Source organism: Vibrio sp. ER1A, assembly GCF_000733315.1.
Classification (GTDB): domain Bacteria; phylum Pseudomonadota; class Gammaproteobacteria; order Enterobacterales; family Vibrionaceae; genus Vibrio; species Vibrio mediterranei.
Genome location: NZ_JPJA01000092.1, coordinates 387,221 through 400,816, shown reverse-complemented (window position 1 = coordinate 400,816; position 13,596 = coordinate 387,221). Strand labels below are relative to the sequence as shown.

Sequence of the window (13,596 nt, the reverse complement as noted above, 5' to 3'; positions counted from 1 at the left end):
TTTACCACAAATGTCACCTCCAAAGTTCGTCCTCCAACCACTTAATCGCCATTTCGAGTGATTGCTCATATCCTTTAGCAATACCTTTCGCAGGTATTTGTTTTGCCTTGCCATAATCACTGAACATGGCTACTAAGCGGTTGTCTGAATGTGGTGAAACCATATCACCTTCTAGGCTCATTGCTAAGATCGGCACTTTCGTGCGACGAGCACTGAGGAAGCCTTGTATCTTGAGTGACCAAGCCATTAGCTGCCCTGACAAACTATTGATATCAATAGCATCTTTGCCTAATCGAGAGCCTAGCATATCCAAATACATCTTAGGCATGTTCTGGATTTTCTTTGGACTCGTCAACAAGTCATGAATAGGCGCGCCAAGCGATACACAACCTTTAATCTTATTGGGTTCAAGGAAAGACAACCTAACCATCGCGTTGCCACCAAAACGGAAACCTAATAGACCCACTTTGAAATGATCGACCCATGGAATATTTGGTAGCTCGTTTAGCACAGCTTGGTGTAAGCAAGACGTGTCCTCCGTTAGGGGCCAATGAGAGCTGTGACCGATAGAAGGCATATCAACGGTTAACATCGCGATGCCTGCGGGCGCAAGGTAATCGCGGAACAAACGCCACATGTCTGTTTGTAAGGAGTCGAGACCAGCACTCACTATAACAACAGGTTGTGGTTTGTCTGTGCTAACTAGATGCAGATTGGCAATAATACGTTTGTTCTTATAAGGAACCTCAATTTGCTTAATAATGTGACTAGTGCGTTTTGCTGCCTCATTGTAAGCCGTATTCGCCAACACCTGCGCCTGTAACGCAAGATTGTCGTTCTTTAGATGAGGGTAACCTGCAATGCTAAAACAAAGTGAGGCTTTAAATAACTCTTCGGCCGAATCATCACCAGTCACATCATTAGCACGCTTTTGATGCAACATACCAAGCTTCGTCCACTCATAGTTCCAGTTACCACCGTGATAGCCCATTACGGTATCCAGCCACTCGTCAACCGTACGAGAATGTTTTGATGAGGCAATGGTCGCTAACACACTTTCCTGTTCAATCGGATCAATACCCTGCCAAACCCATTGCAACCGTAGTAGGTTTCGGTACCAAGAGGTGGGGTTCTCCGCTCTGCGCTCCTCAAGCAGCTTATCGCTACTCGGCATATATCTAATCAGACGGGAGGTTTCTTTTGCCTGTTTGTTTTTCTCGAACAACGTCTCAGAGATATTCTTGCTGGTTTCTTCAGACATGTCATAACCTTCTAATGGAACTTTGTCCTATATAGTAATAAAAAAAATGACCCAATAAAGGGTCATTTTTCGCAAATACAGATTGATGTATTTATTTTTGTTTACGGTTGATTGGCTCAACGTAAGACAGCACCATATCCCATGGCTGCTCAATCCAACAGTCCTGAGCGATGTCAACGATGTATTCATCAACAAGCTCAACACCCGCAGGTTTCGCACATACTGTTACAAATTTAGCTTTAGGGTACATCTCGCGGATCTTACGAGCAGTGTCGCCACTGTCTACTAGATCATCAACGATTAGATAACCTTCACCATCATGCTCAGGTGCTTTTAGCACTGTCATGTCACGCTGATGATCGTGATCGTAGCTAGAGATACATACCGTATCTACGTAACGAATACCTAGCTCACGAGCCAGAATTGCAGCAGGAACCAGACCACCACGGCTTACGCCTAGAATGCCTTTCCACTGTTCTGCTGGCATTTGACGCTCAGCAAGTTGACGGCAATATGCGTGCATATTGTCCCATGTGATGATGAATTTGTTAGCCATAGTAAAAACCTAATTAAAACGTGTTCGTGCGCTATGCAGCCAAAATGTACTTCATGATAAAGATTGCCGACATTACCCATACACTTAGAGAAACGTCACGTCCTTTACCACTCAATGCTTTGATCGCCGCGTAAGCAATGAAACCTAACGAGATACCTTCTGCAATAGAGAATGTAAAAGGCATCAGCAAGCAAGTTACAACAACCGGCGCAGCTTCTGTAATGTCTCTCCAGTCGATACCAACTAGACCAGACATCATAAGAATTGCTACGTAAAACAGAGCACCTGCAGTTGCGTAAGCTGGGATCATACCCGCCAAAGGCGAGAAGAATAAAGCAAGTACAAACAAAATGCCAACAACAACTGCAGTCAGACCTGTACGACCGCCAGCAGCCACACCTGCTGTACTCTCTACATATGAGGTTGTGTTTGACGTACCCAGTAGTGCACCTACTGATGTCGCTGTTGAATCCGCTAGAAGCGCTTTGTTCAAGCGTGGGATTTTGCCATCTTTGCCGATTAAATCTGCTTTTTGAGCAACGCCAACCAGCGTACCTGCAGTGTCAAACAAGTCGACGAATAAGAAAGCAAATACCACTGAAATCATGCCGATCTCAAACACGGCTGAGAAATCTAATTGCATGAAGGTAGGCGCAATGCTTGGTGGAGCAGACATGATACCGCCCCACTGCACGTCACCAAAGATAAGACCAAGACCGGTTACCGCCAAGATAGCGATCATTACTGCACCTTTTACACCACGGTGTACAAGTGCAATAGTCAGGAAGAAACCAACTGCAGCGAGAGTTGCTGGCAGTGACGTGATATGACCAAGCGAAACCAGTGTTGCTGGGTTATCGACAACAATACCCGCGTTTTTCAGCGCGATAAGTGCCAAAAATAGACCAATACCCGCAGAAATACCGGTTCTAAGCGACATTGGAATGGAGTTAATGATCCACTCACGAATTTTGAAAACACTCAAAAGGATGAACAAGACACCTGAGCAGAATACTGCTGCTAGAGCTACTTGCCATGTGTAACCCATACCTAGCACAACAGCGTAGGTAAAGAACGCATTCAGCCCCATACCAGGAGCCTGTGCGATTGGATAGTTAGCTACGAAGCCCATGATGAAACAGCCAATAGCAGCCGCAAGACAGGTAGCAACGAATACTGCGCCGCGATCCATGCCGGCATCAGCTAGAATTGCTGGGTTAACAAAAATAATGTAAGCCATCGTCAGGAAGGTTGTTAAACCTGCGATGATCTCAGTGCGCACATTGGTGCCATGTTCACTGAGTTTAAACAGCCTTTCGAGCATAATCGAATCCCTAAAATGTAAAAAGTAAACGGTTGCGTAAACGATTGGCGCGAATTATAAGGTTATCAAAACGCAAATTCCACCTAGAATTTTGACTCTAAACCAAATAATTTTAAGTTGATATGAAACCTATTCGGTAACAATAACTAACAATTTGATGTAGTTACTCAATCGCCAATAGAATTCAGTGTAGTCAGGCTATTTACCGTTCGTTCACTATTTGAACGTTTTTTGAGATTGAGACGGTAGTTTGGGGAGATAAAAGACAAAAAAAACGCCACTCAGTTGAGTGGCGGTAGAATAATTTGGTCATCAATTGGGGTATATAACCAACGAAAAATTCTAAATATAGGGGTATAAATCGTTAACTATCTACCAAAGTAGACATTGTACGCGAAGTCTTTTGTGTATACGTTTTGAGTTGTCCAAAACATCGCGCTTGCTAAACCTTTCATAAACATCACCTTCTAACAAAACATCATTGTGCATTAATTGCTTTGAATCTCGGTTCCTTGGAGGCGATAAATCGGGCTCTTTCCGTGAGCAGTATCGTTGAGTATTTCAACTGTTTAAAAGAATACCATATCGGATTTTTATTACAAGCATTAAAGCAATCCAAGTCACAATAATTTTAACGATGACTAATTTATTACTTAAAACTGTAATTAAATTACAAAAATAACACCATTAAATATGCACCTAAACTCATTCAAGTCTGGTAACTAAGCTTTACCACCGTTTCTACAAGATACTTCAGGTTTGACTACTACCTATTTACAACTAATGATATCCTTTGCTTTATCTTAAATAAGCTAGAAAACCAGACGTTCCCTTCAAAATAAGGGGCATCTGAGGAACAACTATCTAGCAAAGCCCGTCAAAAGGAGAGTTCCGTGTCTGAATTCCATTCTGAAATCAGTAAGTTGTCACCAGCGCCTGTCTGGCAATTTTTCGATAAAATCTGCTCTATCCCTCACCCATCTAAGCATGAAGAAGCTCTTGCAGAGTACATTGTCGGCTGGGCAAAGGAGCAAGGTCTTGAAGTAAAACGTGACAAAACTGGCAACGTCTTCATTAAGAAGCCTGCTACCGCAGGAATGGAGCATAAGAAAGGTGTTGTGCTTCAAGCGCACATCGATATGGTACCGCAAAAGAACGAAGATACTGATCATGACTTTACTGTTGACCCAATTCAACCATACATTGATGGCGAATGGGTAACCGCAAAAGGCACAACACTGGGTGCTGATAACGGTATTGGTATGGCAACATGTTTAGCTGGTAACTATTCACCCGCGAGNNTCGCGGGTGAATAGTTACTTTAGCTGTGCTTGCTTCTAATGACATCAAACACGGTCCTCTAGAGGTATTGCTCACTATCGACGAAGAAGCTGGTATGACTGGCGCGTTTGGTCTTGAAGCAGGTTGGCTGGAAGGTGACATACTACTTAACACGGATTCAGAGCAAGAAGGTGAAGTCTACATGGGCTGTGCTGGCGGTATCGACGCAGCAATTACTTTCGAGGTAAATCGTGAAGCAGCTCCTGAAGGTTATGTGGCGCGTCAACTGACATTAAAAGGTCTTAAAGGCGGACACTCCGGATGCGATATCCATACTGGTCGCGGCAATGCTAACAAGCTGCTGGCTCGCTTCCTTGCCGGTCATGCTCAAGAGTTAGACGCACGTCTTATTGAATTCCGTGGCGGTAGCTTACGTAATGCCATCCCACGTGAAGGTTTTGTCACCCTTGCACTGCCAGAAACGAATCTAGCAAAGCTGGACGAATTATACAGCTTCTATACTGAACTGCTGAAATCTGAGCTTGGCGCTATTGAAACCGATATTGTTACCTTTAATGATGCGGCTGACTTAGCTGATGTATTTGCGACAGAATCTCAAACTCGCTTCATTGCAGCACTAAACGCTTGTCCAAATGGCGTGATTCGCATGAGTGATGATATTGAAGGCGTGGTAGAAACCTCGTTAAACGTTGGCGTTATCACCACTCAAACAGATAAAGTAGAAGTACTTTGTTTGATTCGCTCTTTAATTGATTCTGGGCGTTCACAAGTTGAAGGCATGCTAGCCTCAATCGCAGAGCTTGCTGGCGCTACTATCCAATGCTCAGGCGCATATCCTGGTTGGAAGCCTGATCCAGAATCAGAAATCATGGCTATCTTCCGTGACATGTATGAAGGTATCTATGGTCACAAACCAAACATTATGGTCATTCACGCGGGCTTAGAGTGCGGTCTGTTCAAAGAACCATACCCTAGCATGGATATGGTCTCGTTTGGCCCAACGATCAAGTTCCCTCATTCGCCAGATGAGAAAGTGAAAATCGATACCGTTGAACTGTTCTGGAACCAAATGGTTGCGTTATTAGAAGCCATTCCTGCTAAAGCATAATTCGCTGCTTTAGTCGCCATTATCAAGCCGATGTTTAACCATAACATCGGCTTTTTTGTTTCATATCAAATGGCAGTTTTGTTTTTTACGTTGCCTCTGTGTATATTGAGACAAGTTATCATTTACAGAGATCATTGATATGCAAGTTTACGGTTGTTGTGACTTAGTAAGAGAAATCTACGCCCAAATTGGTAGTGGTGACCAAGGTTATATCCCCCAGGCTATTTCTTGTGCAGTACGTGCGTTAAACGACATTGCAGCGGACGAATCCTTACCTTTGGAAACACGTGAAAAGGCAGCCTTTGCCGCCGCCAATTTACTCATTTCCGACTTTGAAGATAAGTAGAGACACATTATGAATCTAGCGAACTTTGAGAGTATGGACCCCATCATGCTGATGAGTATTGTTAATATGAAGCTACGGGACGATTTTGGTGGCGATCTCGACAAACTTGCTAACTTCTTCGATATCAGTAAGTCGGCATTGATTGAGAAACTAGCAGGTGCTGGGTTTGATTTTCTTCCCGAGGCTGGTCAATTTAGATAAGACGTAGACACGACGTTTTCTTCTTAGTAAAAAGCTCTGCAAATGCAGAGCTTTTTACTTATCTCATACTGTTTGTCTTAGCCAAACGATGCCCAAATAACCGTAATCACTAAGATCGGGCAGACAAATTTCACGTAGAAAGGCCATACCTTGCCAAACCAGCCAAGCTGAAAGTCTGGACAGCCTTGTTCAAGCTCATTTATCTTACCAGCTCGGCTCCAGACCCAACCACCAAATAAGCAGAACAACAGGGCAGCGACTGGTTGTAAATATTGTGTCGCTACCATAGCAACCAGGCCAAATAGCTCTGCAAAATTAAACACAATATAGACACTAAATAGAGCGATTAATGCGCCCAATACCCAACTGGTTTTCTTACGGCCAGTCTTGAAGCGTTCATCTACTAACGCTACCGGACATTCAAGCATCGAAATAGAAGACGTTAGCGCTGCAATAGTAAGCAACAAGAAGAAAACAACAGAAAACACTAAACCCAATAAACCAAGAGATTCAAACATCAATGGCAGCACGGTAAAAACAAGCGTGTCGGAGCTCAATAATGAACCGTCTTCAGCATAAATTTGTACCCCTTTCTGCATAGCAACAAACATCGCTGGCATCACCACCAAACCAGCGATAAATGCCACCGCTGTATCTACTAACGTGACGTTCATCGCCATCTTCGGCAGGTTCTCTTTTTTTGAAAGGTAAGAGCCATAAATTAGCATTGAACAGCCACCTATCGTTAATGAGAAAAAGCCCTGCCCCATGGCAGCAAGAATTAATTTCCTGTCCCAAACTTTTTCGAAATCAGGGATTAGGTAATGCTTGAGCCCTTCCATCGCTCCTTGTTGCATCATGATATAAACGAATAACAACGCAAATAGAATGAAGAGTGAAGGCATTAATCGGGTTGACCATTTCTCGATCCCCTGTTTAACACCACCTTGAACGATAAGAACAGTGAGAAGGTAGAAGACAATGGTACCGAACACGTTGCGTTCGACACTAAAACCCTTGAACCAATCGGCAAGACTCGTTAAGCCTGCAATATCTGCTAACGCACCAAACAAGAAGCAAATCAGCCAGCCACCAACAATCGAATAAAATGCTAGTACTGCGCATGGCACAGAAAGGCCAATCCAGCCAACAAGGCCGCCCGCTCGTTTACCTAGAGCATTAGTGGTTAGTGACTTCATACTATCCACTGGGTTAGCTTGACCATGACGACCAATCGCCATTTCCACAACCAACATAGGAAAGGCGACCACCAAAATCATCACCAAATAAACCAACAAAAATGCCCCACCGCCATTACTTGCTGCTTGAGTTGGGAACCCCCAGATGTTGCCGAGACCAACAGCTGCACCAGCTGCAGCCAGTATAAAGCCAAGTCGAGAACCAAAATGCTCCCTTGGAGCGGAAGAAGAGTTAGAAATGTCCACTGCGAATATCATGCCGTACTAGTTTGCTGGTACAGTATGATAAAAATGCGACGAGAGCAATATTAATTAGTTAAATAATCTAATATAAGCTTCAGCATTGATAGTAAGTTTTTCGTTACAGTAAAACAAAAGCAACTTAATTTACAATTACCAAAAAATGCAACACTAAAACCTAACATTCTAATACAAAAAACTCCGCTATTACTTTTTAAGCACTAGCGGAGCTCATAGATAACTAACAGTAATAACAAAGTTAAATAGTAAAGACTTGATAACCCTTTAACTCTGGGATTTTCTTTTGAAGATCTTGCTCTTGTTCAGCAACATCATTGAGAGAATCGCAGTAATCCTCTGCTTGTTGCTTCAACGATTCAGACTGTACCTTCATGGTTTCTGACATACGAGTTTTGAGCTCGTCCATCTGCTTCGATAATTCAGTCAAATTCAAGCCTCCCTCTTCACTCATTTTCTCTTGAAGAGCAGTAAACGCGCTACTAAAGAATTCTTTATTAAAGACTTCTTTCGCTTTAGCGACATCTTGTTCCCAATTGTCCATAAAGGAGCTAAAGGCTTCAGATTGGAGAACAAACTCGCCATTGTTTTCATATCGAGATTCCACATCGGCAAAAAACTCGGCAACGGCTTGTTTTACGTTTTGGAACGCTTCTGAGTTGTCAAAACTCTCTGCAACATCGTCGATAAGTTCATTGGTAAGTTCGAGCCCGTTTTCCGCAAGCTCCTTTGCTTTAGGCACGTACTTATTCATGTTTTCACGATAACTTTCAAGCGCATCTTTTTGCAACTGAGTCAGCTCTATCGCTTTCCCATTGATGAATAAATTATTGTCTTCATCAATAAGTACTTTAGAAGCGGGGGTCTTTACAATTTCTACCTGCTCGCCATCAAGGTGAACTTCATTCTTGATATCGACACCACACTGACCCACAGCCAAAGCATGACCCGAGGCTAGTAAGGTGCTTAATAATAGACTACGACTGAACACTCTATTGTGTATCTTCATAAATTACCCTATAGCATACGCTTAATATAAGTGAATAATAGCATAATGCGTCAGTTTCTCTCCAATACTAACCACAACCTCATCATCAATAGACTTACCAATTAGGGCCTTACCTAAAGGCGAGTGTGGTGTGACTACCTTGATTGTCGCCTCTTCAATGGTCAGGCCGCCAGCACATGGAAGTACGAAAAATCGCGACACCACTTCATCTTCATCTTCTATCTCTACCACGGCGGTAAGTCTAACATTGTCTAATGACGAGAATGGATTCAATACCATTTTTCGAAGTAATGCGATATCGCTTTTTACTTGCTCCAACCTCACGGCTTGCCCGTGAGCAAGATATGACGCTTCTAAAGCCAAGGTATCATATTTATGCTCTGGCACTGTTTCTTCATTGGTAGCGGCGTCAACCGTTTTCTCCATCGCCGAAGTTAACGTCACAACGTTCTGCTCCAGTTGAGCGATCACGTCGTCTAGCAGCACTTGCTTGTCCATTGAGCTCCTTACTACAATTACTAGTTAACAATGTAACGGTTAATCTTCAAACATCGTTAGTTGGCGAGCTTGCTCTAAGGGCTCCAACATAACGCTTAATCCTAACAAACGAATCTCGCGGCCTTGTTGACGCTCTAGCACCTCTCGCAGCAAGTCTTTAAAATATGCTAAATCCAATCTATTGTGGACATGCTCGATGGTCGTTAGTTTAAAGTCAGCAAACTTCACTTTGATGCCTTGCTTGATAACATTACGTTTAGGCTGAGATTTATTAAGTCGCATATCCAGTTCTGGATACAACTTCTCTTCTATTACTTGCCAACATTGTTCAAAGGAGGAAATATTAGTACTAAACGTCCTTTCGACACCAATAGACTTACGCTCTCGCTCAACGACTACTTCCCGCTCATCAATTCCGTGACTCTTTTTCCACAGAGAAGCACCAAGGCGGCCAAACCGTACGATCAGCTCTCGGTAATCACTATTACGAACGTCTAAACAAGTAAAAAGACCTGCTTTATTAAGTTTCTCAAGACTGACTTTTCCCACTCCGGGTATCTTACCAAGTTCGAGATCATCAACAACCTGTTGTACTTTATCGGGTGGAATCACAAACTGACCATTTGGCTTATTCATGTCTGAAGCGATTTTAGCGAGAAACTTTAATGGTGCGACGCCTGCTGAAGCCGTGAGTTGTAATTCATCCCAGATGTCTTTGCGAATCGCTTCCGCAATAAGAGTTGCAGAATTTTGACAGTGTGGAGAGTCGGTAACGTCTAAATAAGCCTCGTCCAGAGACAGTGGCTCAATCAACGAAGTATATCGAGAGAATATCTCTCGAATCTTAATTGAGGTCTCTTTATAGATCTGCATACGTCCAGGGACTAACAACAAATTGGGACAAAGCTTGAGCGCTTTTGCAGTTGGCATGGCTGAACGAACCCCAAACTTTCGAGCTTCATAATTGCACGTGCTTATTACGCCTCTCTGGCGCTCACTGCCACCAACCGCTAGTGCCTTACCGCGATAGTGAGGATTATCTCGCATTTCCACTGCGGCGTAGAAGCAATCCATGTCGACATGGATGAATTTTCGTATTTTGTCAGACACCGCAACTCACAACTGTTTATTTATACAGTTCAATTATACGACGAGTTTTCAGGTAATCAAAACAAAAAGACCAGAGCATTACTCTGGTCTTTCATAAAGTATTAAGGTTGACGCAATTATCAAACCCGCAGCAAACCGGATTGAACGCTTACGCAATACGGTCCTTTTCCCACGCTGCTAGCTTCTCAGCACGCGCTTGCTCCCGTGCTTCACGCTTCTTACGTGCGTCACATGGTTCTGGGCAGTTACAAACTTTGTCAATGCCTACGGCACCTAGTCCACCGCAGCTACCTTTTACCACTTTCTTCTGGATAATATAGCCAATCGACATGGCAGCAATAACCGCTAAGAAAACACCAAACGTAATTAAAAATGTATTCATGTGATTGACCTATTACTTGTTCAGATAAGGTTTAAACGCTTCTGATGCAAACTCTTCAAAACCGTCTTCTGTTTTAACTATGATAAAGGCTGGGATATTGTTTTGATCAGCGATCTCTAGTGCTTTCTCTTCACCCAAAACCATCAGTCCTGTCGCAAGTCCATCCGCTGTCATGGATGACTTATCCAAAATCGTCACCGACACCACTTTATTATGAATCGGCTTACCTGTCGAAGGATCAATGATGTGAGAGTAGCGTATTCCATCCTTCTCAAAGTAGTTGCGATAATCACCTGACGTGGCAATTGCCATATCTCCAGGTTCAATAATCTCTTGTACATTGCGTTCGTCTACGGTTGGTTTTTCAATGGCAATACGCCACTTCACACCTTCACGATTAATGCCTTTTAGACGCATTTCACCGCCGACTTCAACCATGTAATCTTGAACGCCAATACTTTCTAGGTAATCAGCAACTACATCGACACCCCAACCTTTTGCGATAGTAGACAGATCGACATAAAGGCTACGAAGATCTTTTCTTAACGTTGTATCTGTTGCAGACAAATGTTTGATGCCTGTTTGCGCTTTACGAGCAGCAAGTTCTTCATCACTAGGAACTACTTCTGGACGAGCTTCTGGTCCAAAGCCCCACAAATTAACCAATGGACCCACCGTCACGTCTAGCGCGCCTTGCGTCAGTTCATTCAAACGAATGGCTTCATTAACTACGATGGCTGTTTGTCGGGAAACCGGAAATGGTTCCGTACCATAGTAACGGTTGAAGCGACTCAGTTCTGAGTCTTGACGATACGTCGACATCTGGTCGTTTACTTCTTCAAGTAATCGATTTATTTCAGCTTGAATGACTTCCGGTTTAGGGGAGGTATCAGTCACAATGTACTTAACATTGTAGATTGTACCCATCGTTGGTCCACTCAAATGAACCTGTTCACGCTGGTTGCCGCAGCCCGTTAAAATTACAGTCGCAAACAATGCAACCAAAATTAGCTTAAGATGTTTAGCTAGATGAAACATACCTTTACTCACCTACTTTCAAAAGTATTTACGTTTGCCTAAAAAGATTAATGCTTAGACAAACGTAAATAGTTTCAGAAACTTAGAAACAGGAATTGTGTTGTCCTGAAAATACAAATGGCTGACTCACATGAGCCAGCCATGTCGATACTTCAATGAAGATTAACCACCGAAGTCATCTAGAAGAATGTTTTCATCTTCTACACCAAGATCTTTCAGCATGCCGATAACAGCCGCGTTCATCATTGGTGGACCACACATGTAGTATTCACAATCTTCTGGTGCTTCGTGATCTTTGAGGTAGTTCTCATAGATTACGTTGTGGATGAAGCCTGTGTAACCATCCCAGTTATCTTCTGGCATTGGGTCAGATAGAGCAACGTGCCACTGGAAGTTATCGTTCTCAGCCTGTAGACCGTCGAAATCTTCTACATAGAACATTTCACGTACAGAACGAGCACCATACCAGAAAGACATCTTACGCTTAGACTTCAGACGCTTAAGTTGGTCAAAGATGTGCGAGCGCATTGGAGCCATGCCAGCACCACCACCGATGAATACCATTTCGTTGTCTGTTTCTTTCGCGAAGAACTCACCAAACGGTCCTGAAATCGTACACTTATCACCTTCTTTAAGTGACCAGATGAACGAAGACATGATACCCGGTGGTACATCAGGATTATTAGGCGGCGGCGTAGCGATACGCACGTTTAGCATAATAATACCTTCTTCTTCAGGGTAGTTAGCCATTGAGTATGCACGGATGCATTCCTCATTAACCACTGACTCGTAGCGGAACAGGTTAAACTTGTCCCAGTCTTCACGATACTCTTCAGGTACGTCGAAGTCAGAGTACTTAACATGGTGAGCAGGTGCTTCGATCTGGATGTAACCACCAGCACGGAAAGGTACTGATTCGCCATCTGGAATCTGAAGTTTAAGCTCTTTGATGAAGGTTGCTTTGTTATCGTTAGAGATAACACTACATTCCCACTTCTTAACACCGAAGATTTCTTCTGGAAGTTCGATGTCCATGTCCGTCTTCATGTTAACCTGACATGCTAGACGCTCACCTTCACGTGCTTCACCTTTAGTAATATGGTCAAGCTCAGTAGGTAGAATATCGCCACCACCAGTTTTCACTTTCACGCGGCACTGACCACAAGAGCCACCACCACCACAAGCAGAAGATACGAATACGCCAGCACCAGCTAGAGCACCCAGAAGCTTACCGCCTGGTTGAGTTACGATTGCCTTCTCAGGATCGCCGTTTACAGAGATCGTGATGTCGCCTGTTGGTACTAGCTTAGATTTAGCGAACAAAATCACTAAAACTAGGGCTAGAACAATCAGCGTAAACATCACTACACCAAGAATAATGTCCATTGACTATTCCTTATACCTTACAGTTGAACACCAGAGAAAGACATGAAGCCTAGTGCCATCAGACCTACTGTGATGAACGTGATACCAAGACCACGAAGACCAGGAGGTACATCAGAGTACTTCATCTTCTCACGGATACCCGCTAGCGCAACGATAGCTAGCATCCAACCCACACCAGAACCGAAGCCGTATACGACTGATTCAGCAAAATTGTAATCACGCTGTACCATGAATGATACGCCACCAAAAATCGCACAGTTAACCGTGATTAGCGGTAGGAAGATACCTAGTGCGTTATACAAAGGTGGGAAGAAGCGGTCCAGTACCATCTCTAGGATTTGTACTAGTGCTGCGATTACACCGATAAAGGTAATAAAGTTCAAGAAGCTAAGGTCAACACCTGCAACCAGCGCATTTTCTCTTAGTACTAGGTTATATAGTAGGTTGTTCACTGGTACCGCAACGGTAAGAACAACGATAACTGCAACACCTAGACCAAATGATGTCTTAACTTTCTTAGATACCGCAAGGAATGTACACATACCTAAGAAGAAAGAAAGCGCTAAGTTTTCAATGAAAATCGACTTAACTAGTAAGCTAATATAATGTTCCATGACT

13 protein-coding genes and 1 pseudogene are annotated in these 13,596 nt (G+C 43.3%); 3 read left to right on the top strand and 11 right to left on the bottom strand.

Annotated elements, in window-relative coordinates; translation table 11 throughout:
- Positions 1-13: 13 nt before the first annotated feature.
- The 3 genes from frsA to HW45_RS20245 all read right to left on the bottom strand — a co-directional run bounded on the left by frsA (position 14) and on the right by HW45_RS20245 (position 3,141).
- Entirely contained in the window at positions 14-1,261 is a 1,248-nt protein-coding gene (gene frsA, locus HW45_RS20255; protein ID WP_031494605.1) for an esterase FrsA, read from the bottom strand.
- 91 nt (positions 1,262-1,352) lie between these two features.
- Positions 1,353-1,817, bottom strand: a complete 465-nt coding sequence (gene gpt, locus HW45_RS20250; RefSeq protein WP_038229262.1) for a xanthine phosphoribosyltransferase — start codon at positions 1,815-1,817, stop codon at positions 1,353-1,355.
- A 31-nt stretch (positions 1,818-1,848) separates the two neighbouring features.
- Entirely contained in the window at positions 1,849-3,141 is a 1,293-nt protein-coding gene (locus tag HW45_RS20245) for an NCS2 family permease (RefSeq protein ID WP_031494607.1), read from the bottom strand.
- A gap of 893 nt (positions 3,142-4,034) precedes the next feature.
- On the opposite strand from HW45_RS20245, the pseudogene HW45_RS20240 reads away from it, so the two are divergent.
- The 3 genes and pseudogenes from HW45_RS20240 to HW45_RS20230 all read left to right on the top strand — a co-directional run bounded on the left by HW45_RS20240 (position 4,035) and on the right by HW45_RS20230 (position 6,098).
- Positions 4,035-5,551, top strand: a pseudogene (locus HW45_RS20240) (aminoacyl-histidine dipeptidase).
- Positions 5,552-5,690: 139 nt separating this feature from the next.
- Positions 5,691-5,897 carry a YaeP family protein gene (locus HW45_RS20235; RefSeq protein WP_006075713.1) on the top strand — a complete coding sequence of 69 codons (207 nt, stop codon included), beginning with the start codon at positions 5,691-5,693 and terminating at the stop codon, positions 5,895-5,897.
- Between the two features lie 9 nt (positions 5,898-5,906).
- Complete coding sequence (locus HW45_RS20230; protein ID WP_038229260.1) at positions 5,907-6,098, top strand: DUF4250 domain-containing protein; 192 nt, start codon at positions 5,907-5,909, stop codon at positions 6,096-6,098.
- 77 nt (positions 6,099-6,175) lie between these two features.
- Here the strand turns inward: HW45_RS20230 and HW45_RS20225 are convergent, their stop codons facing one another.
- The 8 genes from HW45_RS20225 to nqrE all read right to left on the bottom strand — a co-directional run bounded on the left by HW45_RS20225 (position 6,176) and on the right by nqrE (position 13,592).
- A complete protein-coding gene (locus tag HW45_RS20225; RefSeq protein ID WP_200874595.1) occupies positions 6,176-7,537 on the bottom strand; it encodes a sodium-dependent transporter in 1,362 nt (453 codons plus the stop codon).
- A gap of 259 nt (positions 7,538-7,796) precedes the next feature.
- Positions 7,797-8,564, bottom strand: coding sequence for a DUF2884 family protein (locus tag HW45_RS20220; RefSeq protein WP_038229255.1), 768 nt, complete (start codon positions 8,562-8,564; stop codon positions 7,797-7,799).
- A 21-nt stretch (positions 8,565-8,585) separates the two neighbouring features.
- A complete protein-coding gene (locus tag HW45_RS20215) occupies positions 8,586-9,062 on the bottom strand; it encodes a GreA/GreB family elongation factor (protein ID WP_038229253.1) in 477 nt (158 codons plus the stop codon).
- A 39-nt stretch (positions 9,063-9,101) separates the two neighbouring features.
- Complete coding sequence (gene dinB, locus HW45_RS20210; RefSeq protein WP_038229252.1) at positions 9,102-10,172, bottom strand: DNA polymerase IV; 1,071 nt, start codon at positions 10,170-10,172, stop codon at positions 9,102-9,104.
- A 148-nt stretch (positions 10,173-10,320) separates the two neighbouring features.
- Positions 10,321-10,554 carry a (Na+)-NQR maturation NqrM gene (nqrM, locus tag HW45_RS20205; RefSeq protein WP_006075179.1) on the bottom strand — a complete coding sequence of 78 codons (234 nt, stop codon included), beginning with the start codon at positions 10,552-10,554 and terminating at the stop codon, positions 10,321-10,323.
- Between the two features lie 12 nt (positions 10,555-10,566).
- Positions 10,567-11,592 carry an FAD:protein FMN transferase gene (locus tag HW45_RS20200; protein WP_038229251.1) on the bottom strand — a complete coding sequence of 342 codons (1,026 nt, stop codon included), beginning with the start codon at positions 11,590-11,592 and terminating at the stop codon, positions 10,567-10,569.
- A 162-nt stretch (positions 11,593-11,754) separates the two neighbouring features.
- Positions 11,755-12,978 carry an NADH:ubiquinone reductase (Na(+)-transporting) subunit F gene (gene nqrF / locus HW45_RS20195; RefSeq protein WP_006075181.1) on the bottom strand — a complete coding sequence of 408 codons (1,224 nt, stop codon included), beginning with the start codon at positions 12,976-12,978 and terminating at the stop codon, positions 11,755-11,757.
- Positions 12,979-12,995: 17 nt separating this feature from the next.
- Positions 12,996-13,592, bottom strand: coding sequence for an NADH:ubiquinone reductase (Na(+)-transporting) subunit E (nqrE, locus tag HW45_RS20190; protein WP_038229250.1), 597 nt, complete (start codon positions 13,590-13,592; stop codon positions 12,996-12,998).
- Positions 13,593-13,596: the final 4 nt, after the last annotated feature.

Excerpts from the sequence above, each read along its gene's own strand:
- HW45_RS20235 (WP_006075713.1), top strand. The coding sequence starts at position 5,691 with ATGCAAGTTTACGGTTGTTGTGACTTAGTAAGAGAAATCTACGCCCAA.
- HW45_RS20200 (WP_038229251.1), bottom strand. The coding sequence starts at position 11,592 with ATGTTTCATCTAGCTAAACATCTTAAGCTAATTTTGGTTGCATTGTTT.
- HW45_RS20215 (WP_038229253.1), bottom strand. The coding sequence starts at position 9,062 with ATGGACAAGCAAGTGCTGCTAGACGACGTGATCGCTCAACTGGAGCAG.
- nqrM (WP_006075179.1), bottom strand. The coding sequence starts at position 10,554 with ATGAATACATTTTTAATTACGTTTGGTGTTTTCTTAGCGGTTATTGCT.
- HW45_RS20245 (WP_031494607.1), bottom strand. The coding sequence starts at position 3,141 with ATGCTCGAAAGGCTGTTTAAACTCAGTGAACATGGCACCAATGTGCGC.
- nqrE (WP_038229250.1), bottom strand. The coding sequence starts at position 13,592 with ATGGAACATTATATTAGCTTACTAGTTAAGTCGATTTTCATTGAAAAC.
- HW45_RS20230 (WP_038229260.1), top strand. The coding sequence starts at position 5,907 with ATGAATCTAGCGAACTTTGAGAGTATGGACCCCATCATGCTGATGAGT.
- HW45_RS20220 (WP_038229255.1), bottom strand. The coding sequence starts at position 8,564 with ATGAAGATACACAATAGAGTGTTCAGTCGTAGTCTATTATTAAGCACC.
- nqrF (WP_006075181.1), bottom strand. The coding sequence starts at position 12,978 with ATGGACATTATTCTTGGTGTAGTGATGTTTACGCTGATTGTTCTAGCC.
- frsA (WP_031494605.1), bottom strand. The coding sequence starts at position 1,261 with ATGTCTGAAGAAACCAGCAAGAATATCTCTGAGACGTTGTTCGAGAAA.
- gpt (WP_038229262.1), bottom strand. The coding sequence starts at position 1,817 with ATGGCTAACAAATTCATCATCACATGGGACAATATGCACGCATATTGC.